Genomic DNA, 26629 nt, shown 5'->3' with positions numbered 1-26629 from the left:
CAGGATGATCGAGGACGGGATGGTGTCGGCATTGCGCGGCCGGATCGACGGCGAGGTGGGGCTGTCCGCACGCCGTCGCGCCGAGTACTCGACCGACGCCTCGAACTATCGGGTGCTGCCGGAGGCCGTTGTATTCCCGCGCGCGGATGCCGATGTCGCGGCGACCCTCGAATTCGCCCGCGAGAACGGGCTCACCGTCACCGCGCGCGGCGGCGGAACCTCGGTGGCTGGTAACGCGATCGGTCCCGGCATCGTGCTGGATTTCAGCAGATATATGCGTCGAATTCTCGAGATCGATCCCGAGCGGCGGCTGGCGCGGGTCCAGCCGGGGGTGGTGCTGTCGGATCTGCAACGTCTCGCCCGCCCGCACGGTGTGCGTTTCGGCCCCGATCCGTCCACCCAGGACCGCTGCACACTCGGCGGCATGATCGGCAACAACGCGTGCGGGCCGCATGCCGTCGCATGGGGCCGCACCTCCGACAATGTGACCGCGCTACGGGTCGTGGACGGAACCGGCGCGGCCAGAACCCTCGCGAGCGATCCAACGGGGGTGCCCGGCCTGGCCGAATTCACCCGCGCCAATCTCGCGGTGCTACGTACCGATCTGGGTCGCTTCGACCGGCAGGCATCCGGCTACGGATTGGAACACCTGCTGCCGGAACGCGGTTCGTCCGTCGCGAGATCGTTCGTCGGTACCGAGGGCACCTGCGGACTGCTGCTCGAGGCGACCGTGGAACTGGCCCGAGTGCCGAATGCCACGGTGCTGACGGTGCTCGGATATCCGGGAATCGCCAGTGCCGCCGACGATATCGCGGCCGTGATGGCGTGCGGCCCGATCGCGGTCGAGGGTATCGACGCGCGTTTGGTCGATGTCGTGCGAGCCCGCAACGGCAGTGTGCCGGAACTGCCGCGCGGCGGCGGTTGGCTTTTCGTCGAGACCGCGGGCACGACCGAGGACGAGGCGGTGTGGGCGGCACGCGAACTCTGCCGTGTCGCCGGTGCGTTGGATACCAGGATCGTCACCGATCCCGTCGCCGCCTCGGCACTCTGGCGTATCCGTGCCGATGGCGCCGGTCTGGCCGGTCGCACTCCCGACGGCCATCCGGCGTGGCCGGGATGGGAGGACGCGGCGGTCCCGCCCGAACATCTCGGCGATTACCTGCGGGATTTCGCCGATCTCACCGCCGAGCACGGGGTCGACGGACTGCTCTACGGCCATATCGGCGACGGCTGCATCCATGTTCGACTCGACCTGCCGATCATCGACGCGCCGAGACGGTTTCGGGCCTTCCTCTTCGACGCCGCCGAACTGGTGGTGCGCTACGGCGGATCGCTGTCGGGAGAACACGGCGACGGACGGGCGCGCTCGGAACTGCTGAAGGTCATGTACTCCCGCGAGGTCCTGGATGTATTCGCGGGCTACAAGACGCTTTTCGATCCAGAGAATATCTTGAATCCGGGTGTTCTCGTCGACCCGCGCCCGGTCGACGCGGATCTACGGGCGGCGGGACTCACGCGAATTCCACTCGCGGGCTTCGCCTTCCCGCAGGACGACGGCGATTTCGGCACGGCCGTCCATCGCTGCGTCGGCGTCGGAAAATGCCGCGCCGACGGTGGTTTCATGTGTCCCTCGTATCAGGCGACGGCCGATGAGAAGGACAGCACGAGGGGCAGGGCGCGCGTATTACAGGAAGTGGCTCGCGGCGCGCTGGACTGGTCGTCGGACGCCGTCGAGGAATCGTTGGATCTGTGCCTGTCCTGCAAGGCGTGTCGCTCGGACTGCCCCGCGGGTGTCGATGTGGCGACCTACAAATCGGAAGTGCTTTACCGCCGATACCGGCGGCGGTTGCGGCCGATCGACCATTACACGCTCGGGTGGTTGCCCCGCTGGCTGACCGTCGCGACCCGCATGCCTCGGATGACGAATGCGCTGGCACGATCCGAGCGGTTGCGCCGGTTCGCGTTGCGCGCGGCCGGGGTGGATCCGCGCCGCGCGGTACCGGTGCTGGCCGAACGCGGTTTTCGTCGAATATGGCGCACCCGTGCGTCGCGGCCGGTCACCGACGCGGGCATGCCGGAGGTCATGCTGTGGATCGACACCTTCACCGATGCCTTCGACCCGGATATCGCGCTGGCCGCGGTGGATCTGCTGGAATCGCTCGGATACCGGGTCAGGGTGCCGAGCAAGCGGGTGTGCTGCGGTTTGACCTGGGTCAGCACCGGTCAATTGGACGGCGCGCGAGCGCGATTGCGCGGCGCTCTCGACGCTGTGGACGAGCACGTCCGCGGGGGCGGGCTGGTGATCGGTCTCGAACCCTCGTGCACGGCGGTGTTGCGCGCGGATCTGCCGGAATTGCTGCCCGAGGATCCGCGCTCGGCGCCGACCGCCGCCGCGGTGCGCACCCTCGCCGAATTTCTCTCCGAACATCCCGACTGGCGGCCTCCGGTGCGCCCCGGCACCTCGGTAGTGGTTCAGCCGCACTGCCACCAATACGCCGTTCTCGGCGTCGAAGCCGATCGCCAGATATTAACTGCAATGCAGGTAGAAGTGATAGAGGTTACTGGATGTTGTGGTCTTGCCGGAAATTTCGGAATGCAGCAGGGCCATTACGAACTATCGGTCTCGGTCGCTGAGAATGGTCTACTACCCGCGGTGCGAAACACTTCTCCGGAAACGGTTCTCATCGCGGACGGATTCTCCTGCCGCACCCAGGCGAGGCAACTCGCGGCACGAGAAGGTCGCCACCTGGTCCAATTCCTCATGGATGAATGAGGTTTCAGGGGGCGTGGCATCCTGTGGCGCGCTCGGCGGCGCTCGGCGCGATATTCGAAGCGAGTGTGTATTTCGGCTCAGGCGCCGAAGGGGAGCATGCCGGGCGGAATCTGGTAGCCCGAGCTTCCGGCGAAGACACCGCCCCATGCGTTGAGCAGAACATTGAGCAGATTCGTAATCATCGAGCCCTCCATCATGACGATTGCCAAATATTCGCTGATTCTATTGAGTCGTCGAAGACGATATCGCAACATTTAGTTGTCGCGTTACCGATGGGTGCCGGGTAGGCCAGGTCCGCGCGGCCGCCGGGATGGGGGCGAGCAGAATGGTCCGGTGCGCGAATCGACGGCCATCCCGGACGCGGGCCGCACCGGGCAGGCCCGGACGGTGACCGCGGATCTGCCGATCGATCTCGCCTCCACTCTCGCCCCGCTGCGCCGGGGGACCGGCGACCCCTGTCACCGGGTGACCGAGGACGGTGCGCACTGGCACGCGTCGCGTATGCCGACGGGCCCCGTCACCTACCGGTTGTCGCAGGCCGGTCCGTGCGCGGTGGACGCGCGGGCGTGGGGCGACGGCGCGGCCGAATTCCTCGATGGGCTCGAGCGCATGCTCTGCCTGGACGAAGATCTCTCCGGCTTCACCCCCGAACATCCGAAACTCGCCGACGCGCACCGCCGTTTCCCCGGCTTGCGCATGCTGCGCACCGGCCTGGTCTTCGAAGCCCTGGTGCCCGCGGTGCTCGAACAGAAGGTGCATACGATCTCGGCCCGCGCCTCGTGGCGGACCCTGGTGCGCGGATTCGGCGTACCCGCCCCCGGACCTGCCCCCGCGGGTTTGCTGCTCCCGCCCGATTCGGATACCTGGCGTCGGATTCCGTCGTGGACCTTCCATCGAGCCAATGTCGGCCCCGAACGCGCGCGGACCATCATCCGTGCCGCCCGTGTCGCTGACGCACTCGAGCGCACAGCGACCGAGGAACCAGCCGAGGCCGCGCGTCGGCTGCGGACAGTGCCCGGCATCGGAGTCTGGACGGCAGCCGAAATAGCCCAGCGCGCCTACGGCGACGCGGACGCGCTCTCGGTCGGTGACTATCACCTGGCCGCCATTGTCGGCTGGACCCTGATCGGGCGTCCCATCGATGATGTCGCTATGGTCGACTTTCTCGAACCTCTACGCCCCCATCGCTACCGCGCCATCCGTCTCCTGGAAGTCAGCGGCTACGCCCATAAACCGAAATTCGCCCCCCGCACCCCCCTCACCGATCACACCTGGCATTGACCTGCGCGTAGGGGCCGCGTCGGTGCGGCCCCGCGCGGTCGGGTCAGAGCGGTCGGGTCAGAGCGGAAGCGCTCTTTCGTCGAGGACGCATTTGCCGGACTCGACGAGAGTGGTGCGGGCGCGGCGGCGGACCATGCAGCAGTCGACGGTGCAGTCCAGGTGCAATTGCATTGCCGCGTGGGCTTGTTCGTCGGTCATCACGCCGGGATCCCTTCCGCAGGTGAGAAAGGACGTGACGTGCATATTCAGATTCGGCAGTTGCATCAGGCCACCTCCGCGTGGACGTAGGTGGAGTGCAAGGGTCGCGGGTGCCTACCCGGTTGTTCGTCCCAGGGGACTTGACGGATGGCCATGCCAACGGCCTCCAGCGCGGTGAGGCCGAGGTCGTCGGCGAAATTTCCGACCGAGTCCAGTAGTCCCGGCACAACTTCAGCAACCTTCAGGGCTGACACTGCCTGCGCGCACGTGAGTGTGCGCCCGGGTAGGTAGGAGACGACCCAACGCTCATGCCCGACACTGCGGGCTCGGTGCGGGGTCGAATCGCTGGTCATCAACGACGACGCTATGACATGTACAGCCATGACTCCTCGTTCCTGCGTGTGAGTCCCGCGGCGCTCGTGACGCGCCCGGAGGTGTCGGCCCCGCGTTACCGGGTGGATTCCCGCGTGGCCTTCGCCATCGAATACTGTGTGTGCCCGGAGGTTTCACAGGGGGGAGGGGGCCGACTGATCAGCTCCGGGCACACTTCCAGCACACCACCGTAGCCGCGCTCGGACAGGTCGTCGGTCGATATCCAGAAATTTTCGCGCGAATCCCCAGCACGATAACCAGCGGGGAGGGGAGGATTCTCCATAGTGGATGAAGCGGCTCATGGCCCGAGGTAGCTGACGCCGATAGCTGACGCCGAGCGAGCCGATGCCGAAGTAGCCGAGGAAGTACCCGTAGCTATCGAGAGTCCGATCGCCTTCGAAGAATCTAATGCCCAAGCGAAGTGACGCCGAAACCGAGTTCGTGGACCGTAGTTCCGTCGCTTCGCGCGAGTTCGAGCACAGAACGGAGCGTGCGGTGTCAGCGAGTTCGGCCGAAACCTCGGCGCATTCGGAACGAGCCGCCCGAGGCGGGCACCGTTCGCATTCCGGCGCGGACAACGCCGCGTCCACCCTGCCACGGCGCCAGTTGGGCAGATATCTGCGCGACTGGCGCACCCAGGCCGGGCTCACCATCGCCGAGGCATCGCGCCTGATGGAATGGGGCGCCAGCACCCTGCAACGGTTGGAAAAAGGTCAGGCAGACCGTATCCGGACTCTCGACATCCAAGAACTCTGCCGCATCTACGGGATGCCCGAGGAGCTTGCCGACGGTCTCAAGGGGCTGGCCCAGCAAGCCGCGGTGAAAAGCTGGTGGCATGCCTACGGCGACCTGATCCCCGAAAACTTCGATGTATACGTGGGTCTGGAAGCCTCAGCCCAGCAGTTGAGGTCGTATCAGTCCGAATTGGTGCTCGGATTACTACAGACCGCCGAGTATGCACGGGCTCTCAATCATCTTGGCTATCCGGATGATACGGATGCCGAGATCGAGCGCCGCGTCCAGCTGCGATTGCAGCGCCAGGCGCTCATAACCCGAAGGGTCGCTCCGGCGACCGTCGACGTGATCCTGCACGAGTCGGTGCTGCGACGAGTCGTCGGTGGCGCGAAAGTGATGGCGGCGCAGCTACGACACCTTGCCGATTTCAGCACACGGGAGAATGTCTCGCTGCGTATCCTGCCGTTCGCGGCCGGTGTCCCTCTCGGAGTTTCCACCGGGCCGTTCACGGTTCTGGAGTTCGGAACCGACAGTAAAGGTCAGCCGGTCGAGCCGCCGGTGGTGTACGCGGAGGGTTTCACCGGGGATCTCTACCTCGAAAGACGCACGGATGTGCGGCGGTACGACCGGGCACACCAGTGCCTTCAGCGTCATGCGCTCGATATTCAACCCAGTAGACACCTGCTGCGGCAGGTCGCGAAGGAGTATGTGGCATGATTTTTGATCTGGTTGGCGCGCAATGGTTCAAGAGCGCCCGCAGCGGAGCGGGTAAGGATTGCGTCGAGGTGGCCTTCCTCGACGCGGGTCATGTGGGTGTGCGCGACAGCAAGAATCCGGGTGGCGGGGCCCTCGTCTTCGGCGCGCGGGAGTGGGACGCGTTCACCGCCGATGTGACCGGCGGCGTTTTCGATCATTCGTGAATCCGGTCGTACCGGTAGGGAAGGAATCGGCAGATGAGCATCAACGGCGGCACGAACGTCGACCTCGATGGTGCGACCTGGTTGAAGGCCGGTAGCGGCTCCGGGCGCGACAGCGTGGAGGTGGCGTTGCTAGCCGACGGACATGTGGCGCTGCGGGACGGCAAGAATCCCGACGGCCACGTCCTGGTGTTCACCCCGGGGGAGTGGGCCGCTTTCACCGCCGGTGTGCAGGACGGGGAATTCGACCGCCCCTGATTCGACGACCCTCGGGCCGGCGTGCGATCACCGCCGTCCCGGGGCTCGAAAGTCGATCGAATCCGAGATCACGGAACAGTGCAGATTCGACAACGAACGAGTGTTTACCTCGATCGGCGGCGGGTAGCCCTATTCATGTGGACCGAGGGTTAAAGAATGCCCCGCCCCGGTACAAGAAACTTCGGCCTGGCGATTGGGTGGAATGGCTGATCGTCGCGCTGTTGTTCGCGGTGTCATCGATCGGCGTCTACGTGCTCACCAGCTCGTTGTTGCCGGCGTTGTTCGTCGGGGTGCTGGTGTGGGTGGTCGCCATCGGTGTCGTGGCGATGTTGTGATTGGGTGCGCCGACCGGCCGGGCTGTCGAACCCGGCCGGTTGTCGTACGTTTCAGCGGCGGAACAGTTTGTTGCCCAGCCAGACCAGGGGATCGTATTTCCGGTCGGCCACCCGCTCCTTGAGCGGGATCAACGCGTTATCGGTGATCTTGATGTTTTCCGGGCATACCTCGGTGCAGCATTTGGTGATATTGCAGAAACCGAGCCCCTGCTCGTCCTGGGCCAGATCGCGGCGGTCGGCCACATCGAGAGGGTGCATCTCCAACTCCGCGATCCGCATCAGGAAACGCGGACCTGCGAAGGCCTCCTTGTTCTCCTCGTGATCGCGCACCACGTGACAGGTGTTCTGGCACAGGAAGCATTCGATACATTTGCGGAACTCCTGCGAGCGCTCCACATCGACCTGCTTCATCCGGTATTCGCCCGGTTTCAGATCGACGGGCGGCGTGAAAGACGGAATCTCCCTGGCCTTCTGGTAATTGAACGAGACGTCGGTCACCAGATCCTTGATGACGGGGAAGGTGCGCATCGGCGTCACGGTGATGAGTTCTTCCGGCTGGAAGGTCGACATCCGCGTCATGCACAGCAGGCGCGGGCGCCCGTTCACCTCCGCCGAACAGGAACCGCATTTGCCTGCCTTGCAGTTCCACCGCACCGCGAGGTCGGGGGCCTGGGTGGCCTGCAACCGGTGGATGATGTCGAGGACCACTTCGCCCTCGTTCACCTGGACCGTGTAGTCCTCCAGGTCACCGGCGTCTTGATCACCGCGCCACACGCGGAATTTGGCGTCGTAACCCATTGTTACGCCTTACCTTCCGGGGCAGAGACCGAACCGGACGGGTGCGTCGCGAGTTCGGCGGGGTTGTAGTACTTCTCCAGTTCGGACAGATCGAACAGCGCGAGCAGATCCTCGCGCATCGGAAGTTGATCCTCCGGGGTGACCCGCACCGACGGCACCGCCGTATCGGCCTCGGCCGGGTCGATCGAACAGACAAGCAACTTGTTGCGCCAGACCGGATCCATCGCGGGGAAATCGTCGCGGGTATGCCCGCCCCTGCTCTCGGTGCGCAGCAGTGCCGCCTGGGCGACGCATTCGCTGACCAGCAGCATATTCCGCAGGTCGAGGGCGAGATGCCAGCCGGGATTGAACTGTCGATGCCCCTCGACCACCACACCCGCGAATCGGGCACGCAGTTCGGCGAGCCGCTCGATGGCCTGGTGCAATTCGTGATCCTTGCGGATGATGCCGACCAGGTCGTTCATCGCCTGCTGCAGGTCGGTGTGCAGGGTGTAGGGATTCTCGCCCGTGCCCTCGGCCGGTGGATCGAACGGAGCCACCGCGTCCTTGGCGGCCCTGGTGATATCGGCGTCGGAGACCGTCGGGCGCGCGGCCAGCCCTTCGACATAGTTCGCGGCGCCGAGTCCGGCCCGCCTGCCGAAGACCAGCAGATCCGACAGCGAATTACCGCCGAGGCGATTGGAGCCGTGCATACCGCCGGAACATTCCCCCGCCGCGAACAGTCCCGGCACGGTGGCCGCTCCGGTATCCGGCGCGACCTCGATACCGCCCATCACGTAGTGGCAGGTCGGGCCGACCTCCATCGGTTCCTTCGTGATGTCGACATCGGCGAGTTCTTTGAACTGGTGATACATCGATGGCAGTCGCCTGCGGATCTCGTCGGCGGGCAGCCGTGAGGCGATATCGAGGTAGACGCCGCCGTGTTCGGTGCCACGCCCTTCCTTCACCTCGGAATTGATGGCGCGGGCGACTTCGTCACGTGGCAGCAGATCCGGGGTGCGGCGGGCCGAATCGTTATCCTTCAGCCATTGATCGGCCTCGGCCTCGGTTTCCGCGTACTGTCCCTTGAACACTGCGGGGATGTACTCGAACATGAACCGCTTGTCCTCGGAGTTCTTCAGTACCCCGCCGTCACCGCGCACGCCTTCGGTGACCAGGATGCCCTTCACACTGGGCGGCCAGACCATGCCGGTCGGATGGAATTGCAGGAATTCCATATTGATCAGTGTCGCCCCTGCCCGCAGCGCGAGGGCGTGACCGTCGCCGGTGTACTCCCAGGAATTGGAGGTCACCTTGTACGACTTGCCGATACCGCCGGTCGCCAGCACCACCGCTGGGGTTTCGAACAGGACGAATTTGCCCGATTCGCGCCAGTAGCCGAACGCGCCGGAGATCCGGTCGCCGTCCTTGAGCAGTTCGGTGATGGTGCATTCCGCGAAAACCTTGATGCGCGACTCGTAATCGCCGCTCTCGGCGAAATCCTCCTGTTGCAGCGAGACGATCTTCTGCTGCATGGTGCGGATGATCTCGAGTCCGGTGCGGTCACCGACGTGCGCGAGGCGCGGGTAGGTGTGACCGCCGAAATTGCGCTGACTGATCCGGCCGTCGGCGGTCCGGTCGAAGAGCGCGCCGTAGGTTTCCAGCTCCCATACCCGGTCGGGGGCCTCCTGGGCGTGCAGTTCGGCCATGCGCCAGTTGTTGAGGAATTTGCCACCGCGCATCGTGTCCTTGAAATGGGTTTGCCAACTGTCTTTCTCGTTGGCGTTACCCATCGACGCGGCGCAGCCGCCCTCGGCCATCACGGTGTGCGCTTTGCCGAACAACGACTTGCACACCACCGCGACCGACAGGCCGTGTTCTCTTGCCTCGATCACCGCGCGCAGTCCGGCGCCTCCGGCACCGATCACGACGACGTCGTAGTTGTGCCGTTCCACTTCTGGCATTGCCGCGAATTCTCCTCTGACTTCTTGGTTACGGGCGGGGCGGTCAGTTGATGAACCGCAGGTCCGAAATCGTGTCGCTGGCAACCAACATCACGTAGAAGTCGGTGAGCACGAGGGTGCCGAGCGTGGTCCACGCCAGCGCCATATGGCGGGTATTGAGCTTGGAGACCTGGGTCCAGAACCAGTACCGCACCGGATGCGCGGAGAAGTGCTTGAGTTTGCCGCCCATGATGTGCCTGCACGAATGGCAGGACACGGTGTAAGCCCACAGCAGAATGACGTTGCCGAGCAGGATGATATTGCCCAAGCCGAATCCGAATCCGCCGGTCTTGCCGTGGAACGCCGAGATGGCGTCATAGGTGTTGATGAGCGAAACCAGTACCGCGACATAGAAGAAGTAGCGGTGCGCGTTCTGGATGATCAGCGGCAATTTGGTTTCGCCGGTGTAGGCGGCGTGCGGTTCGGCGACGGCGCACGCGGGCGGGGAGAACCAGACCGCGCGGTAGTAGGCCTTGCGGTAGTAGTAGCAGGTCAGCCGGAATCCGAGCAGGAACGGCAGCACGACGAAGCCGAGCGGCAGGATGACGGGAAGATCGCCGAACGGGGTGCCGAAATGCGATGACCCCGGTTCGCACGAGGTGCTCAGGCACGGCGAGTAGAACGGCGTGAGGTAGTGGTAGTCGGGAACCCAATACGCCGTTCGCACATACGATCTGATCGTCGCGTAGATGACGAAGGCGGCCAGGCCCACCGCGGTGGTGAGCGGCGGAATCCACCATCGGTCGGTGCGCAGCGTGCGTTCGGAGATGCGGGCCCGTGTCTTGCTGAAGACGCCGGTTCCCGGCTGCGGGGTGGTGGCGGTCGGTGCGGCACTCACAGGTGGATGCCTCGCTGATCTGCTGTGCGGGTGGTCATCATTACCTCCGCAATCGAATGTGATGCCCAGCACCATACGACACAGTCGCTATCGATTGAGCGGGGTCTCGTGAATCCTGGCGTGCCATGCGGGCTATGATTTGCGCCACATTCGGATCGCCTTCGATGTCCGCGGACGGTGCGGTGGACGAACCCGACAATTCGAACTCGACTAAAACAGAACATGTTTGGAGCGAGGTCGCTGAAAACGAAACTCGAGGTCCAATTCTCCGGCCTCGAATCGTCACACCACGGCAACAATCCTGTGGTCCCATTTTCTTGAGATTCACCTTTTGACGTGCGCCGATGCCCGTCACGCTGCGGCGTGGACGACGGTTCGACACGTCCGACGCCCGCGTTGCCGGTAGCCCGGGAAAGCGCCGCAGTTCGGACCCTGCCTCGGCCGGGGAAGGAGTCAGCAAGATGAGAAGAGCCGCGATTGTCGCGCCGGTCAGGACGCCGAGCGGCGTCGAAGGTGGCGCGTTGACCGGGATGCCGCCCGACTGGCTCGCCACGACTGTGCTTTCCGCGGTGATCGAACGATCCGGAATCGATCCGTGGCGTATCGAAGATGTGGCGATGGCCTGCGTCGACGGCGGGGTGCTCGGTGCTCCCGATTTGAGCAGGCTCGCGGCTCGCGGTGCGGGGCTACCTTTCGCGGTTCCGGGATTCCTGACCGATCGCCGCAGTGGTAGCGGTCTCCAAGCGGTGATCACCGCGGCCATGATGGTGCAGACGGGGGCCGCCGATGTCGTGGTCGCGGGCGGAATCGAATGCGCGGCCGATCCGTTCGCCATCGATTCGGTGCGGACGGTGGAACTCGCCAATGCCGAGGAAGTCGCGCGCTACTACGGCATCCGGCGGGCCGAGGCCGACGAATTCGCGGTGGCCAGCCACCGTAAGGCCGCCCGCGCGTGGCGGCAGGGCACCTTCTCGGCGGAAGTGATCCCGGTCGGCGTGACCGCCCAGCCCACGGGCTGGAGTGAACCCGGCTTCGATACCGCCGGTCATCGAATAGTGCGTGACGAGGGCGTCCGCGACGACGTCTCCACCCATACCCTCGCGACATTGCGTCCGCTGCTCTCCGACGGAGTCGTCACCGCGGGGAATATGAGTTCACACCGCCACGGGGCTTCCGGCTGCCTCGTGGTCGCCGAGGACCGGCTCGAAGAGCTGGGGCTGACGCCGATGGCATTCCTGGTCGGCTGGGCCGCCGCCGGATGTGATTCCGACACCGCGACTCTCGGCGCGGCGCCCGCGGTCGCCAAATTGCTCGGACGTACCGGGTTCGACCTCGACGAGATCGATCTGATCGAGGTCAACGAGGGTTTCGCGGTGGAGGTGCTCGCATTGGCGAGGGAGTGGGATCTCGATCCGCGCGACCGCCTGAATGTGAACGGTTCGTCCATCGCGCTCGGTCACCCCGTCGGCGCGACGGGCCTACGCATCATGACCACGATGCTGCACGAATTATCGCGCACCGAGGGCCGTTACGGCCTGGAGGCCATCGCGCTCGGCCATGACCACGGCATCGCGGCACTGTTCGAATCGGCGGATACGAGTCCGGACGTCGAGGCGCCCCGTGGTGCGCGGTTCCACGGGGTCCGGCCCTCGCGCAGGCCCGGTAGGCACCGGGCCTGAGTTCGTGGCGATGGGCGAGTCACGTCGCCCGTCGGATCGCTACTTCGTGCGGGGCCGGGAGTGGAAGCCGAGACCTTCGTCCTGGGCGCCCATCCAGGCCGCCTCGTCGGATTTGCTGTCCGGTACGTAGATCGTGTCCTGGGATCTGCGCGGAACCTCCGGTGGCGGGGACTGCTCGAACTCGTCGGCATCGAGGGTGAGCCGCTCGAGGTCGTTTTCCAGCCTGCGCACGGTTCTGGCGTCGCCGTAGTGGGACCGCAGTGCGCCGATCGATTGCCGAAGCTGGCCGACCGCGTGGCGTAGTTCCGCGATATCGCTGCGTGTCATCGTTACCTCCTGTGTTCCTTGGCGGATATGCGATCCCGGCCATATCCACCCGGATCAGGGACCGGCCCTGGGGCGTACTACACCGAGTCGTGTGACCCACCACACAACGTGATCTACAACACAGTACAGAAAGAATTCGGATCAGGCTCTGCGATGAGCAACCGGATATGTTTGCCCGAATGTTGCCTCCGCCTTTGGGGGCCTTGACCAGCCTGCGCCCACCGTTCGCGTCTCGCAACCGCGTCCGGCGGGTCGACACTGGATTCGCGCGGAATTCCCGCGGTATTCCTCCGGAATTCCTCAGCCCGCCGCGGCGTATTCCGGTCCGGGATCTGTCATCGCGGCACAGACCCGGTCCGCCAGCGCGACGATCGAGAGCGCGACCTCCTCGGCCCGTTCCAGGATCACGCTGTGGCCCGCGCCGTCGAGCCGGACCAGTTCGGAACGGGCCAATTGGGAGGCCAGAACCACCGAGTGGGCGTAAGGGACGACGATATCGGCCGAACCGGCAAGCACGAGAGCGGGAATGGCGCCGAGTCGGTGCAGGGTCGCGGTCTCGTCGAAGGTCATCAGCGAGGTCAGGAAGGCGGCCATCGTCAGCAGCGGGGTGTCGTTGAGCATCGCGGTGGCGACCGCGGCCATTCGCGGATTCACCTTCCTCGAGCCGAACTGGGCCTCCCGGAGGATCGGTTCGAAGAGCCTGCGGGTCATCCGCTTCGACACCTGCATGACTCGCGGCGCGCGCAGCACCGCCACTTGCAGGGACGTCACCGCGTACCGGTGCAGGAAACGTCCGAGGCCAACCTCGGTGACGCCGTTGGCCGCGCCCGCGATCAGGCCGACCCCGACCACGCGGGTGCCGATCGCCTCGGGGAACAACCGGGCATAGGCGAGGGTCACCATCGCGCCCATCGAATGTCCGACCAGGATGATGGGCCCGGTGGGTGCGACCGCGCGGAGCACGGCCTCCAGGTCGTGGCCGAGTTGGTCGATGGTGTACGTCGCCGGATCGGCCAGGCCGGAGCCGCCGTGACCGCGATGGTCGTAGAACACCATCCTGGTATCGGGCCCCCACTGCCGGAGCAGGTGATCGCGAAGGTAGGACCAGGATTCGATACGCAGGCAATGTCCGTGCACGAAGACGACGGTCAGGGTGGCGTTGTCCGCGCCGAATGTGCGAACAGAGATCGGAACACCGTCATCGGCGGTGACCGTGACGTGGTGGCCATCGTGGTCGGCAGCCAGGCGGGCGATGGTCGTGGACATGACCTTCTCCTGTCGCGATGAACCCTTGGACGGAGCGTTCTTGCCCGGTTGTCGGTGTACATTTCCGCTGCGTTAGCTATCTACACCAGGCGTTATGCATACGTTGCGCAACCGATGCGCGCGGTCGATCCCGCCCGGCCTCGCGCGGCTCCCTCGGGTTGTCTACGAAAGAGTAGGTAGGACACTAGATTTGTCTAGATTCCCCGATCGTCGGGAGGTTCGGACTCTCTCGCGGAATCGAGGTTATCCTCTAGATATCCCTAGATTTGCCGATCAACGGCAGCGCATTGCTATCTATCGGTTGATCGAGCAGATTCCATAGAAATCTCTAGATTTCGGAATCGGTCCCCGGCGAGCTGCCTCCCGGGCACCGAACGACGTGACCTGGCGACGCCGTCGACGGCGTCGGCACGGCACCGACGCCCGCCGCTCGACGGGCCCGGATAGCGGCGATCCGAACCCCCGCGGATAACGGCGACTTCACCCCCCGGTTCGGGTACTCGGCAGGAACGGGCGCAGCAGATTGGCTTCGGTGGACGGTCCGATCTGCCATTCGGCGATCCACGGCCCCGTGCCTTCACTCGGGTCGAAAATTCCGTCCTCCAGCCAGGTGTAGCGGCCGTCGAGAACACCGCGGGTGAGGGTGCGGTCATCGTCGTCGGTGTTGTCCCACAGCGAGTCGAAGAGGGTGCGGACCCGGATGCGGGATTGGCGGCAGAAGGTGTCGGCCAGTTCGGCGGCGGCGGGCGCGTCGGGGGAGCCCGCGGCGCGCTGGGATTCGGCGCGGACGCACGCGGCCGACATCGCGAAGAGTTCGGCGGCGATATCGACGATGCGGCCGAGGAAGTTCTGGCGGTATTCCAGACCGGCCTGCCAGCGGGCCATCGCGTACATCAGGGCGCGGGCCTGTTTGCGGGAACTGCGTTCGACGAATCGCAGATGCCGTGCGAGTGGGCCGAATTCGGGGTAGGCGGCCGGCACCGTGCCGGCTCCGACGGCCAGTTGCGGGAACCATTTGGCGTAGAAGCCGCCCGCGCCCACCGCCGCCTTGGCCTTGTCCTTGAATTGGGCTTTGCGGTCGACGAGTGCGCCCGCCGCGGACATATGCGCGTCGGCCATCTCGCGGGCGACCAGCAGTCGCATGATCTCGCTCGACCCCTCGAATATGCGGTTGATGCGCAGATCGCGCAACAGCTGCTCGGCGGCGACGGCGCGTTCACCGCGGGCGGCGAGGGAGGCGGCGGTCTCGTAGCCGCGTCCGCCGCGAATCTGCACCAGGTCGTCGGCGATACGACAGCTCATTTCGCTCGCCCACAGTTTGGCCAGCGCCGCCTCGATGCGGATATCGTTGCGGCCTTCGTCGCACATGGTCGCGGAGAGGTCGAGAACCGCTTCCAGCGCGTAGGTAGTCGCGGCGATGAACGAGATCTTCTCGGCGACCGCCGCGTGTTCGCCGACCGGCCTGCCCCATTGCACCCGGGCGGCGCTCCACTGCCTGGCTATCGTCAACGACCATTTGGCGGCCGAGGTGCACAGAGCGGGAATGGCGAGACGGCCCGCGTTCAATGTGGTGAGCGCGATTTTGAGGCCGTCGCCCTCGCGTCCGATCAGATTGCCCTTCGGCACGCGGACCTTGTGCATCCGCGTCACCCCGTTCTCGATACCGCGCAGACCCATGAACGCGTTGCGCCGTTCCACCGTGATACCCGGGGTCTGCGCTTCGACCACGAAGGCCGAAATACCCCCGCGATGCCCCTCGCTCTTGGGGACGCGGGCCATCACGACGAGCAGTTCCGCGACCACTCCGTTGGTAGTCCACAGCTTCACGCCGTCGAGTTCGTATGCTTCGCCGTCCTCGATCGGTGTCGCGGTACTCGCCATGCGGGCGGGATCGGAACCGACGTCGGGTTCGGTGAGCAGGAACGCGCTCACCGCGCCCGCCGCGCAGCGTGGCAGGAATTCGGCCTTCTGCTCGGCGGTGCCCGCCAGTTTCAGCGGTTCGGGCACGCCGATGGACTGGTGCGCCGAGAGCAGGACGCCGAGGCTGGGATGGGCGCATCCGACGAGCATGAGTGCCCGGTTATAGCCGACCTGGGAGAGTCCCTGTCCGCCATACGATTCCGGGATCTTCAGGCCGAAGCAGCCGAGTTCGGCCAGCCCTTTCACGTACTCGTCCGGGATGCGTCCCTGTTCCTCGATGACGGCGCCGTCGATGGATTCGCAGAACGGACGCAGCCGGGCCAGGTAGGCGGCGGTTTTCTCGTCGTCGGCGGCGTCGGGCCGGGGATAGGGGTGGATCAGGTCGAGTCGGAATCGTCCGAGGAACATCTCCTTGGCGAAGGATGGTTTGACCCAGCTGGTTTCGCGCGATTCTTCGACGAGTGCACGAGCCTGTTCTTCGGTGGCGTGGACTTTCGCTACTGTCGCCATGATCTCCTCCTCGAGCGTGACGGGAATCACATTCGAGTGTAGGAAGAAAAGTTACCCGCCGGTAGGTGTTTGCGTCGATAGATATCTAGCGATATCTATCGATCTTGATAGATCGGCAAATGATCGGCGATTATCGCGTCGGATCACACGCTGCGCAGATAGCGGCCGAAATGCGGCACGGTGAAGCCGATGGTTCCCCGTTCGGCCGAGTAGATCAGTCCTTTCTTGATCAAACCGTCCCTCGCGGGCGACAGCGACGCGGGTTTGCGGCCGAGTTCATGGGCCACCGCCGCCGTGGCCACCGGTCCGTCGTCGCCGGACAGGTCGGCCATCGCGCGCATGTACTCCCGTTCGGCCGGGGTCGCCCGCTCATAGCGGGAGCCGAAGAACCCGACCGCCAACTCCTCCTCCGCCGAGGGGGAGGCCACCTCGACATCCTCGGCCGTAATCGGGCTCTCGGGCGCTTGATCCCAGGCGGCCTTTCCGTACGCCTGCACGAAATACGGGTATCCATCGGCCTTTTCGTATAGCGCGTCGAGCGCGGCGTCGGTGAATTTCACTTCCTCGCGCTGGGCCGGAGCGATGAGCGCCTGATTCGCCGATTCGCGGTCGAGTCGATCGATACGGTGATAGCTGAAAAGGCGCTCCGAATAGCTTTTCGACGCGGAGAGTGCGGCAGGCAGGTGGGGCAGACCCGCGCCGACCACGATCAGTGGCGCCGCGTCCTGACTCAACTCGTGGCAGGCTCCGCAGATCGCGGAGATATCGGCGGGGCCGAGATCCTGCATCTCATCGATGAATATCGCGATGCCGACCCCGACATCGCCCGCCAGTGCCGCCGCCTCCTTCAGTAGTTCGACCAGATCGATTTCGATATCGCCGGAATCGGCGCGACCGGAGACGGCGGGTACGTCGATACCGGGCTGCCAGCGTTCGCGCATTCCCTTGTCGGCGGTGGCGCGCAGCGCGAATGCCTTGAGGATGCCGAGGAAATCGTCGACGCGTTCCGGGTTGCGGTGCGTCATCGCGATCGCGCGGGCTGCCATATGCAGCGCGGAGGACAGCGGTCTGCGCAGTTCCTGATCGGGACGCGCCTCGATCTTGCCCGTCCCCCAGTTACGCGAGACGGCCGACGAACGAAGTTGGTTGAGCAGCACGGTCTTCCCGACACCGCGTAATCCGGTGAGCATGACGCTGCGTTCCGGCCGACCGCGGGCGACCCGCTCGAGCACGATGTCGAACGCGGTGAGTTGTTTGTCGCGCCCGGCCAGTTCGGGCGGGCGCTGTCCGGCTCCTGGGGCATACGGATTCCGCACGGGGTCCATACCCCGACACCGTAGCGCGTCACGGCATCGAAATCTGGGGCAATCTAAGGCATGTCATAGAAAGCGGTATTTCGCGCTTGGTGATCGCGGGGGAACTCTCTACGCTTATTCCGTTCGGAGGCAGGGTCGGCGGCTGGAACGAAAGGGGTGTCATGTCCGAGGACGGCAACGCGACCGCGGAGGTCGTCGCCTCGTGGCATGTTCCGGCTGGCGCGGTCACGGCCGGTCAGATCCGGTCGAATATCCTCGTCGCGATCGAGCAGGGCTATGACGATCCACAGTTGGTCGCCGATCTGGCGGTCGGGCCGCTGGTGATGGCCCTCGGCGAACTCGAGGTCGGGCTGGCCGAGGCGCGCCGCAGGATCGACGAACTCGAGCGCGCCCTCGCCGAACGCGACCACTAGATTTCACGCCAACGACAGCGCTTGTCACCCAGCCGATATCGAATCGTGACCGGGCGCGAACCGCGCTTTCGAGGCCGCGTGTCCAGTGATTTTTCGCAGAGCCCCGAAAAGCCTGGTCTGAGCGCTGGACAACATCGCGTCCGCGTCGTAATCTTCTCGTGACTTAGTGGAGTCTGTCGCTTCGCAAGAGAAACGGCGCCACTGAGTAACCGCCTAATCGGCTGTCGGGGCCATCCAGCTCCGGCTGTCGTGCCGGGAACCCACAGGTTTCGTCTGGGGGGAATCCGCACGGGTCTCGTGGACCTGTGCGGTAGGGCCGTACCGCTCGGCTCGAACCCACAGCCGACCCGGTCGGCGGGAGAGTATGAAGATCGGAGACTCAGCTCGGTGGGTAAACACAGCTTGCAGCGGGAATCTCGGTTGCCGAATTCCGTCAAGGGTGCGCTTGTCTTAGGCGCAGTGGCCGCAACTACTGGTGCGATGCCCGCGATCCCGGCGATGGCAGCAACCATCAATCTCCCGGGCATCGGCGATTTCGACGTTCCCGTACCGCAGGAGTTCGAAGCGCCGGTTCAGCAACTCAACCAGCAGCTGTCGCAGGCCCTCGCCGCGCAGCCCGCGATCCCGCAGGGTTCCCTCGGCACCCTGCCGCAGATCCCGCAGGGCGGACTGCAGTTCCCGAACCTGATGGAAGATCACTCGCCTGCCCAGAAGGCGCTCGACGCCGCTCGGTCCAAGGTGGGCGCCCAGTACTCCTGGGGCGCCGCGGGTCCGGTCAGCTTCGACTGCTCCGGTCTCGTGCAGTGGGCTTTCCGCCAGGCCGGAGTCGAACTGCCCCGCACCAGCTTCGAGCAGTCGCATGTCGGTGCCCCCGTTGCCTTCAACAACCTGCAGCCCGGTGACATCGTCATCACCAACGGCGGCGGTCACGTCGGCATCTACGCGGGCGACGGCAAGCTGCTCAATGCCGTCCAGTCGGGTACGCCGGTGTCGTACACCACGCTGCGTGCCGACGACGTGGTCACCGCGCGTCGCGTTGCCGCCTAAGGGGTGACCCCCGCCGAACAGGCTTCTCCGACCCAGGCCCGAGTGGATTCGTGGACCTGGTCGGTGCGCCTGTTCAAGACGAGATCCGCAGCCGCCGAGGCTTGCCGGGGTGGACATGTCCGCGTCAATGGCGCCGCGGCGAAACCCGCTCAGCCGGTACGCCTCGGTGACGAAGTGCGGATCCGTGCGGGAGGTGTCGAGCGCATCGTGATCGTGGAGCGCATCGTCACCAAACGCGTCAGCGCGCCCATCGCCGCGCAATGCCTGATCGACCGCAGTCCACCGCCGCCGTCACGCGAAATACTTGCGACCATGCCTCGTCGTGACCGCGGTTCCGGCCGACCTACCAAACGTGAACGTCGCGAAACCGACCGTCTCCTCGGTCGCGACGTCCCACCGGAGGACTAGATCTCGGCCGAATCGTCGGTGCCCGCGGCGATCCGGCTCGCGTCAGCGGGAAGGTGGATTCCTGCCGATGACGGCGAGTCGCGGCAGTCGTCCCGATCCATACAGCGCGCGACATTCGCCGCGCCGCACTTTGCCGCTGGAGGTCTTGGGAATCCGACCCGGCTCGACCAGCACCACCGTCCCCGGCATCACGTCGTGCGCGGTGGCGACCGCGGTGCGGATGCGCCGCGCGACGGCGGTCGGGTCAGGCAGATCCCCTGCGGTCAGCTCGGCGACGATCACCAGATCCTCGCGCCGTCCGTCGTCGTGACCGAAGGCGGTGATATGCCCGGCGCGTACCTCGGGCGCGGCGGCCCCTGCTGTCGCTTCGATATCGGACGGATAGTGGTTACGTCCGTCGACGACGATCAGATCCTTATGCCTGCCCGTGATGTACAGCTGACCGTCGAACAGGAATCCGAGGTCGCCGGTGCGTAGCCAGCGTTCGCCACTGCCGGTCAGAGTGGCGCCGAAGCTGTCGGCGGTCGCGGCGGGATTCTCGTGGTATCCCGCGCCCACATTCGCGCCCGACACCCAGATCTCCCCGATCGCGCCGTCCGTCCGTTCGATCCGCGCGACCGGATCGACGATCGCCACCCGCTGGCCGGCGGGAAAACCGCAGCCGACCAGCGCGATACCCGAATCCACCCGCGCACCCGCCGGTAGTGGTTCGGCCCGGCCCCGAGTCAACGCGGTGCGCTCGAATCGGTGCGACATCGGTTCGTCGTCCTGACCTGCGATGGTGACCGAGAGGGTCGCCTCGGCCAGTCCGTAGCCGGGGGTATGGGCGCTGTGCCGGAATCCGTGCGCGGCGAATATACGGGTGAACTCCGAAAGCGCCTCGGCGCGAATGGGTTCGGCGCCATTGAGCAGCACATCGAGTTCGGAGAGGTCCAGACCGGCGCGTTCGTGCTCCGTAGTCGCCGTAACGGCGAGGGAAAGACCGAAATTGGGGCTGCCGGTGGTGCCGGCGCCATACTCGTCGCAGGCGCGCAGCCAGCGGATCGGACGTTTGACGAAATCCTGCGGAGCCAGCGTTACGCCGTGCACCCCGGAATACAGCGGCAGCGAGAGCGCGAGTACCAGGCCCATATCGTGGAAGAAGGGCAACCAGGTCACGATCGGCTTATCGCGGGTCGCGGGAATCGCCCCACGCAACTGGTTCAGCGCCGTGACCAGATTGACGTGGGTGATACGCACGCCCGCAGGGGTTTTCGTGGAGCCGGAGGTGTATTGCAGGTAGGCGAGTTCCGTACCGGGAGTGTCGATGACAGGTTCGTCCGCGCCGGACGCGGTGATATCGAGCGGCAGGCTCAGCATCTGTCCGACCGCGTCGCCGAGAGCGGGGCCGGTCACCGCATCGGCCCCGGAGATCAGACCTATGGCCGGTGTCGCATCGGCGAGCACATCGTCCAGGCGTGCGGTATTGCGGCTGCCCGTCACCGGGAACAGCGGTACCGCCACCCGGTCGCTGTAGAGGCAGGCCAGGAACGCGGCCACATAATCGAGTCCGTGCCCGCACAGGATCGCCACCCGATCGCCCGGCTCGCTTACCAGTCGTAGCCGCTGCGCCAGCGCACCGGCCGCACGGTGCAACTGGGCATAGGTCATCGTGATCGGCGTGCACTGTGCGCCGCGATAGCGCAATTCGGTGAAGGCGCGCTCGTCCGGTCTTGTTCGCGCCCAGCCCTCGACCCTGGCGGCCAGATGGTCGGCCGCTGTCATGACGCCTCACCGGAACGGGCGGCGGCGACCCGATCGGCCAATGCCGCGGCGAGTGCGGCGACGGTCGGGTGCCGGAAGACTTCGGCGGTCGAGATGGCAATGCTCAGCCGGGTCTCCAGGGCGCGGCGCAATTCGATGGCGAGCAGCGAACTCAGCCCGAGATCGTTGAAATCGGCGGCCGGCGGGATGGATTCGGCGGGGATGCCGACGGTGGCGGCGAGTACACGACGAATGGTCGCGGTCAGCGGCTCCGGTGCGTGCGGACCGAACGGCGACGGCCCGGCCACCGGCGGTGCACTCGCCAGGACCGGCGTCGCTGCATCACGCCCCGGCGACAGGAGATTGCGCAGCCTGTTCGCCACCGGCGCACTATCGGAGGTCGGTGCGTAGTCGACCGCGAGTAGGTAGGGCTCGGTGTGGCGCAATGCGCGAGTGAGCATTTCCGCGCCGCGCGCCGGGTCGAGTGCCGCGATCCCCGCTCTGCGCAGATGTATCGCCCCGCCTGCCGTCTCGGCCAGCCCCGATGCCCAGACCCCCCAGCCGATACTGATGACGCGCCGCCCGGACGCGGCGGCGAGCGCGTCCATGGCCGCGTTGGCCGAGGCGTAGGCGGCCTGCCCCGGCGCGCCGAGCGCTCCGGTGGCGGAGGAGAACAGCAGCGCGAAATCGATCGGGTCGGTCGCGGTGAGTTCGATGAGATCGGCGGCGGCGCCGATCTTCGGCGCGGACATCCTGGCGAGCTGGTCCGCGCTGATGTCGTCGAAAACCGCGTCCTCCAGCGTGCCCGCGGCATGGACGACACCGCGGATGGTGGAACCGCATTCACGGATATCACTGAGGGCGTTGGACAGATCGCTGCGATCGGCGGCGTCGCAGCGCACCACGACGATCCGGTCCTCCCACCCCTCCAGCACCGGGGGAACCGGGCGGGGCGACCTGGTCAGCACCACGACGTCGTGCGCGCCCGCCTCGAGCAGCCACCGCACCGCCATCGCTCCGAGCGCCCCGAGGCCGCCGGTCACCACATAGGTGCCGTGCGGGTCGATCGGGGGCGGCGCGGTACTCGCGTTCGCGACGGTGAACCGGCGGATCGCGACATCGGCGCCGGTGACCCGGATCTCCTCGGGCAGCGCGATGTCCGGTTCGGCGGTGACGACCCCGGCGAGCACTGCCACGTTCCCGGCATCATGGTCGGCCCACACCAGCCGGATCGCACGGCCGGATTCCAGTTGCAGCGAGCGGATCAGACCCGCTGTCGCATGCGCCGCCGGGTCGGAGCCGACGGGCAGGACAACGGTCAACGACGCGGTCGCGTCGTGGGATTGCACGTGCTGGAGCAACTCGAGTACCCGGGCGACAGCGGTCACCGGAATACCGGCTACCTCGGACCCGCCCGGCCACACCAGCACCACGGCCGTACGTTCGGTAGCCGCGCGCCGGAACAGGGCCGAGGCGACGACCGCCGCGGCGGTGTCGGGTTCGCGTGCGACACGCTCGGTCGGCGCCATCTCCTCGAGTACCCGCGCGAGCCGGGTCGCGAGTTCGGACTCGCCGACGACGAGGGCGCGTCGGGCGTGGCGCGGTCGTGCGTCGGCATTCGGGCGACCGATCGCCTCCGGATGCAGTGGCTGCCATGTCTCGTGACGGAACGCGACACCGGGACCGAGTGGGGAACCCTCGGTCACCGCCGACGGCCATGGTGTACGAGAGATGTGCTCCGTGAACCGGATTCGCACACCGGATAGCGCGAGTACGGGTGCGCCGTGCTGATCGGTGGCGACGATATCGCCGACCAATCCGTCGTTGGAACGTTCCCGGATCAGCGCGTGACCCTCCACCACCACCCGATCGGGCTCGGCGGAAACCCAGGCCGACCGGATGCCGATCGGCAGGGGAACGGCCTCGTCCGGCAGATCGTCGTAGCAGGCGGCGGCCAGCAGGTGGAGGCAGCCGTCCAGCGTGGCGGTGCTGTGCAATTCGGCGTCCTCGAAGGTGCCGAGCGCCCGACCGGCTGCGATGGCGATCCGGCGCAGCGGCCGGAATCGAGGCCCGTATTCCAGTCGCCTGCTCCGCAATTGGGCGTAGAAATAGCCCGCTTCGAGAGCGTGCATCTGGTGGCGGACCGCGCGATTGGCATCGGCCAGGCGCATCCAGGCGACGATATCCGCGGGTGAGGGGTGCCCGTCCGGCCGCGCCGAGGCCACCGTCACCGACCCGTCGGCCAGTACCCGCAGTGCGCCCGTGCCGCCGTCTCCGTCGTAGCCGATCCGGGACAGCGCGCTGACCTCGGTCATCTCGTCGACGACGAAATCGGCGACCATGGTGGCGAATTCGGCGCCGACGAGATGTAGCAGCCTGCGCAACCAGTACACGGCGGGGACGGTCGCGCTCCCGCGTATCACGTGATCGTCCAATGCGTCGGAGACGAATTCGGGAATCGACGGATGCGGATCGGCGGGCGCTATCGGCGCGAACCGGTTTCTATGCCAACGGCGTCGGTACGCCGGCCCGGTGAAGGGGCCGAGCGCGGACCAGTTCACCGGACGCCCTTCGGTATGCAGCCGCGCGATACTGTCGAGGAAAGTGCCTGCCTCGTCCGCGCGGGTCGCCCCCGGATACGCCGACTCGCGGAATGCCGCGTACTCCCGCACCGACGGGATCAGGACGGGATGCGGCGAGATCTCCACGACGCTCGCGAACCCGTCGGCCGCCGCACGCTCCAGCGCCGCGCCGAGTTCGACAGTCCCCGCGACATTCTCGGCCCAGTACTCGGCGGTCAGTTCCGCGGATTCGACGACAACGCCGCGTCGCGCGGTGGAGTAGAGCCGGGTGTGCGGTGGCCGTGACGCGAGTCCGGCCAGGGCGTCGAGGAATTCGGGCAGGATCGGGGTGACCTGCGGACTGTGCGCGGCGAAATCCACGGCGATGCGCTGGGCGAACATATCGCGGCGCTTGGCCCGGCGCACCACGGCGTCGACATAGCGCGGCACGCCCGACACCACCACCGAGCGCGGACCGTTGATCGCGGCGATACCCACCGAAGCCCGCATCGGCTCCACCAGTTGCGCCGCCTCGTCCGGCGCCGCCTCCAGCAACGCCATCGCGCCCTGTCCGTCGAGTACGCCGAGTGCGCGGCTGCGTCGCACCGCGATATGCGCGGCCTCGGCGAGCGATAGCGCGCCGCCGCTCACCGCACCGGCCATCTCACCGAGACTGTGCCCGACGATCGCGTCCGGCCGGATACCCCACGCGGCGAACAACTCCGCCAACGCGATCTGATACGCGAAGATCGCGGGCTGAACCAGTTCCGTGGCGTCGTCACCGACCGCGAATCCGTGTCGCGGCGTCCACACCCGCGGCCCGCCCGCGGCGACGATGGCATCGGCCGCCGCCGTCACGGCGTGCGCGAAAACCGGCCAGCGCGCGGCAAGCGACCTGCCCATTCTCGGATGTTGACCGCCCTGACCGGAGAACAGGAAAAGCACCCCACCGCGACGCCGCGTCGAACTCGGTCCGACAACACCGGAATGCGAATCCCCTTCGGCCAGCGCGCGCAGCCGCTCGCGAGCCTCCGTACCGCTGTGCGCGAGGACCACCGCCCGCGCGGCCTCCGGCAGCGAGCGGGCCGAGGCGACGGCCAGCCCGCGCAGGGCCGACCAGATCTCGGCCTGTTCGCCCGCCGATACCTCGGCGGTGTCGTCGCCCGCGGCGATCGGCGGGTCGTGTGGCCCGGTGTCGAACCGCTCGGAGAACTCCGCCGCCCGTGCGCGGAGTTCGGCGATATCGCGCCCGGTCACCGGTATCGGCACCGGAGCCGCCGAATCCCGGTGGTGCGCGACCGCCGTGACACCGCGCAGTACCACGTGCGCATTCGTCCCGCCGAAGCCGAAGGAGCTGACGCCCGCGTGACGTCCCGTGCTCGGCGTCGCACTCCAGTCGACCGGTTCGGTCGGCACCCGAAGTCCCCGTTCGGCCAGCTTCAACAGGGGACTCTCAGTGGTGAAAAGGATGGTCGGCGCGATCGTCGCGTGATGGATCGACAGCGCGGTCTTGATCAGCCCGGTCACTCCCGCAGCCGCCTCGAGATGGCCGAGGTTGGATTTCAGCGAGCCGATCCAGATCGGTTCGGCATCGGTGGCGTCGGCGGCGAGCACCGTGGCGAGTGCCCCGACCTCCACCGCGTCGCCCAGAGCGGTTCCGGTGCCGTGGCATTCGATATACCCGGCGGTTCGCGGATCGAGTCCGGCGCGCGACCAGGCGGTTCGGATGGTGTCCTGCTGGGCCAGGCCATTGGGCGCGTAGAGGCCGTTGGAACGTCCGTCCGAGCCGACGGCCGCGCCCGCGATCTCCGCGTATATCCGTTCGCCCGCGCGCCGCGCGTCAGCGGTACGCCGCAGCACGATCACCCCGCAACCGTCGCTGCGGGTGTAGCCGTCGGCCGCCGCGTCGAAGGGTTTGCACCGGCCGTCCTCGGCCAGGAATCCGCTCTCGGCGAGGTAATCGGAGGTGTGCGGCAGCAGCGTCAGGTTGACTCCGCCGACGATCGCGAACGGCACCGTCTCGTCGGCGAGCACGCGCAGCGCGACGTCGACCGCCGCCAGTGAGGACGAGCACGCGCTGTCCACCACCAGGCTCGGTCCGCGCAGATCGAGGACGTAGGACAACCGGTTGGCGATGATGCTGAGCGCCGAACCGGTGACCGCGTACGGTGCGTCGCGTCCGCCTGATCCGAGCACGGTGACGCCGTGGTCGTAACCGCAGGCGCCGAACACCACCGCGGCGCCCGAGCCGCGCACCCGATATCCGATGCCCGCGTCATCGATCGCCTCGACGGCGACTTCCAGCGCGAGCCGCTGCTGCGGATCCATCACCGCGGCCTCGCGGGTGGATATCGCGAACCAGTCGTTGTCGAACCCGTCGATGTCGGTCAGATATCCGGCGCGACGAGTGACGGATCGGCCGACGGGCGGCTCGCCGGTGGCATCGCGGCCCGCGCACAGCAGATCCCAGAACTCGTCGAGGCCGTCCGCGCCGGGCAATCGGCACGCCATCCCGACGATCGAGATCGGCCGATACGGCGGGAGGAGAGGGTCGGCGGTGGTCATCGCATCGTGAGATGCTCGACAAGCTGCTCGATATCGGGGTGGTCGTAGAGGGCGGTCAGCGACACCTCGACACCCATGGCGTCCTCCAGGCTTGCCGTCAGCCGGGCGAGTTGGATGGAACTCAACCCGAGATCGCTGAACGGCACACCGGTGGCGACCATCTCGGGGGCGACCCCGAGTAGGTCGGCGACAGCGGCGACGGCGGCCGATAGCAGAGTCGCCCGTCGACTCAGCTCCTGACCGTTCACACCACTGTGCCCATCCGGCAGACCGGGCCGCATCGCGTCCTCCCTCTCCGCCTCGCTCGGGCCGAGGAGCCCGGGAGCGGTACCCCTGCGATTATGCCGTAATCGCGGGGCGGAAGAGGAATGCCGTTTGTGCTGTCCG

The 26629-nt window shown here is 66.4% G+C and carries 22 protein-coding genes and 1 riboswitch; of the genes, 10 read left to right on the top strand and 12 right to left on the bottom strand.

Annotation, left to right across the window (positions count from 1 at the left end):
- Window positions 1–4: 4 nt before the first annotated feature.
- Complete coding sequence (locus ABZS43_RS17070; RefSeq protein ID WP_355036844.1) at window positions 5–2773, top strand: FAD-binding and (Fe-S)-binding domain-containing protein; 2769 nt, start codon at window positions 5–7, stop codon at window positions 2771–2773.
- A gap of 333 nt (window positions 2774–3106) precedes the next feature.
- On the top strand, window positions 3107–4054 hold the full coding sequence (locus tag ABZS43_RS17065) for a DNA-3-methyladenine glycosylase 2 family protein (protein ID WP_355036843.1): 948 nt from the start codon (window positions 3107–3109) through the stop codon (window positions 4052–4054).
- A gap of 57 nt (window positions 4055–4111) precedes the next feature.
- Here ABZS43_RS17065 and ABZS43_RS17060 read toward each other — a convergent pair whose 3' ends face one another.
- Together ABZS43_RS17060 and ABZS43_RS17055 are read right to left on the bottom strand one after the other, a co-directional pair.
- On the bottom strand, window positions 4112–4318 hold the full coding sequence (locus ABZS43_RS17060) for a hypothetical protein (RefSeq protein WP_355036842.1): 207 nt from the start codon (window positions 4316–4318) through the stop codon (window positions 4112–4114).
- Complete coding sequence (locus ABZS43_RS17055; protein WP_355036841.1) at window positions 4318–4479, bottom strand: hypothetical protein; 162 nt, start codon at window positions 4477–4479, stop codon at window positions 4318–4320. The genes ABZS43_RS17060 and ABZS43_RS17055 overlap by 1 nt, the downstream gene beginning before the upstream one ends.
- 751 nt (window positions 4480–5230) lie before the next feature.
- Between ABZS43_RS17055 and ABZS43_RS17050 the strand changes: the two genes are divergently transcribed.
- From ABZS43_RS17050 to ABZS43_RS17035, 4 genes are all read left to right on the top strand, one after another.
- Window positions 5231–6076, top strand: a complete 846-nt coding sequence (locus ABZS43_RS17050; protein WP_355036840.1) for a helix-turn-helix transcriptional regulator — start codon at window positions 5231–5233, stop codon at window positions 6074–6076.
- On the top strand, window positions 6073–6279 hold the full coding sequence (locus ABZS43_RS17045) for a DUF397 domain-containing protein (RefSeq protein ID WP_355036839.1): 207 nt from the start codon (window positions 6073–6075) through the stop codon (window positions 6277–6279). The genes ABZS43_RS17050 and ABZS43_RS17045 overlap by 4 nt, the downstream gene beginning before the upstream one ends.
- Before the next feature lie 33 nt (window positions 6280–6312).
- The gene (locus ABZS43_RS17040) at window positions 6313–6534 is read left to right on the top strand and encodes a DUF397 domain-containing protein (protein WP_355036838.1); all 222 of its coding nucleotides are present in this window, start codon (window positions 6313–6315) and stop codon (window positions 6532–6534) included.
- A 197-nt stretch (window positions 6535–6731) separates the two neighbouring features.
- Entirely contained in the window at window positions 6732–6869 is a 138-nt protein-coding gene (locus ABZS43_RS17035; protein WP_232839452.1) for a hypothetical protein, read from the top strand.
- 51 nt (window positions 6870–6920) lie between these two features.
- On the opposite strand, the gene ABZS43_RS17030 is transcribed toward ABZS43_RS17035, so the two are convergent.
- From ABZS43_RS17030 to ABZS43_RS17020, 3 genes are read right to left on the bottom strand one after another with little or no spacing between them, the layout of a single operon-like run.
- On the bottom strand, window positions 6921–7667 hold the full coding sequence (locus ABZS43_RS17030) for a succinate dehydrogenase/fumarate reductase iron-sulfur subunit (protein ID WP_355036837.1): 747 nt from the start codon (window positions 7665–7667) through the stop codon (window positions 6921–6923).
- Between the two features lie 2 nt (window positions 7668–7669).
- Window positions 7670–9610: a fumarate reductase/succinate dehydrogenase flavoprotein subunit gene (locus ABZS43_RS17025; protein ID WP_355036836.1), complete on the bottom strand. Its 1941-nt coding sequence runs from the start codon at window positions 9608–9610 to the stop codon at window positions 7670–7672.
- Between the two features lie 43 nt (window positions 9611–9653).
- On the bottom strand, window positions 9654–10487 hold the full coding sequence (locus tag ABZS43_RS17020; RefSeq protein ID WP_355036835.1) for a hypothetical protein: 834 nt from the start codon (window positions 10485–10487) through the stop codon (window positions 9654–9656).
- Between the two features lie 461 nt (window positions 10488–10948).
- On the opposite strand from ABZS43_RS17020, the gene ABZS43_RS17015 reads away from it, so the two are divergent.
- On the top strand, window positions 10949–12166 hold the full coding sequence (locus ABZS43_RS17015; RefSeq protein WP_355036834.1) for an acetyl-CoA C-acyltransferase: 1218 nt from the start codon (window positions 10949–10951) through the stop codon (window positions 12164–12166).
- A gap of 39 nt (window positions 12167–12205) precedes the next feature.
- Here ABZS43_RS17015 and ABZS43_RS17010 read toward each other — a convergent pair whose 3' ends face one another.
- The 4 genes from ABZS43_RS17010 to ABZS43_RS16995 form a co-directional block, all read right to left on the bottom strand.
- Window positions 12206–12493: a hypothetical protein gene (locus tag ABZS43_RS17010; RefSeq protein ID WP_355036833.1), complete on the bottom strand. Its 288-nt coding sequence runs from the start codon at window positions 12491–12493 to the stop codon at window positions 12206–12208.
- A 300-nt stretch (window positions 12494–12793) separates the two neighbouring features.
- Window positions 12794–13759 (bottom strand): alpha/beta hydrolase, encoded by a 966-nt coding sequence (locus ABZS43_RS17005; protein WP_355036832.1) that lies wholly within the window; start codon window positions 13757–13759, stop codon window positions 12794–12796.
- A gap of 480 nt (window positions 13760–14239) precedes the next feature.
- Entirely contained in the window at window positions 14240–16189 is a 1950-nt protein-coding gene (locus ABZS43_RS17000) for an acyl-CoA dehydrogenase family protein (protein ID WP_355036831.1), read from the bottom strand.
- 143 nt (window positions 16190–16332) lie between these two features.
- On the bottom strand, window positions 16333–17514 hold the full coding sequence (locus ABZS43_RS16995) for an ATP-binding protein (protein ID WP_355036830.1): 1182 nt from the start codon (window positions 17512–17514) through the stop codon (window positions 16333–16335).
- A 152-nt stretch (window positions 17515–17666) separates the two neighbouring features.
- Here ABZS43_RS16995 and ABZS43_RS16990 point away from each other — a divergent pair, with 152 nt between their 5' ends.
- From ABZS43_RS16990 to ABZS43_RS16980, 3 genes are all read left to right on the top strand, one after another.
- Window positions 17667–17918 (top strand): hypothetical protein, encoded by a 252-nt coding sequence (locus ABZS43_RS16990; protein ID WP_355036829.1) that lies wholly within the window; start codon window positions 17667–17669, stop codon window positions 17916–17918.
- Window positions 17919–18118: 200 nt separating this feature from the next.
- Window positions 18119–18290, top strand: a riboswitch (cyclic di-AMP (ydaO/yuaA leader).
- A gap of 126 nt (window positions 18291–18416) precedes the next feature.
- Window positions 18417–18965: an NlpC/P60 family protein gene (locus ABZS43_RS16985; protein WP_355036828.1), complete on the top strand. Its 549-nt coding sequence runs from the start codon at window positions 18417–18419 to the stop codon at window positions 18963–18965.
- Window positions 18966–19007: 42 nt separating this feature from the next.
- Window positions 19008–19373 carry an RNA-binding S4 domain-containing protein gene (locus tag ABZS43_RS16980; RefSeq protein ID WP_355036827.1) on the top strand — a complete coding sequence of 122 codons (366 nt, stop codon included), beginning with the start codon at window positions 19008–19010 and terminating at the stop codon, window positions 19371–19373.
- 42 nt (window positions 19374–19415) lie between these two features.
- Here ABZS43_RS16980 and ABZS43_RS16975 read toward each other — a convergent pair whose 3' ends face one another.
- Genes ABZS43_RS16975 through ABZS43_RS16965 form a run of 3 tightly spaced genes read right to left on the bottom strand, consistent with a single transcriptional unit; the run spans window position 19416 to window position 26523 of the window.
- A complete protein-coding gene (locus ABZS43_RS16975) occupies window positions 19416–21137 on the bottom strand; it encodes a fatty acyl-AMP ligase (protein WP_355036826.1) in 1722 nt (573 codons plus the stop codon).
- Window positions 21134–26242, bottom strand: coding sequence for an SDR family NAD(P)-dependent oxidoreductase (locus ABZS43_RS16970; RefSeq protein ID WP_355036825.1), 5109 nt, complete (start codon window positions 26240–26242; stop codon window positions 21134–21136). The genes ABZS43_RS16975 and ABZS43_RS16970 overlap by 4 nt, the downstream gene beginning before the upstream one ends.
- Window positions 26239–26523 (bottom strand): acyl carrier protein, encoded by a 285-nt coding sequence (locus ABZS43_RS16965; protein ID WP_355036824.1) that lies wholly within the window; start codon window positions 26521–26523, stop codon window positions 26239–26241. Before ABZS43_RS16965 ends, ABZS43_RS16970 begins: the two co-directional genes overlap by 4 nt.
- Between the last annotated feature and the right edge of the window lie 106 nt (window positions 26524–26629).

The organism is Nocardia sp. NPDC005366 (genome assembly GCF_040606855.1).
Classification (GTDB): Bacteria; Actinomycetota; Actinomycetes; order Mycobacteriales; family Mycobacteriaceae; genus Nocardia.
Note: the sequence above shows the minus strand (reverse complement) of the source record. Positions and strands in the feature narration are given on the sequence as shown.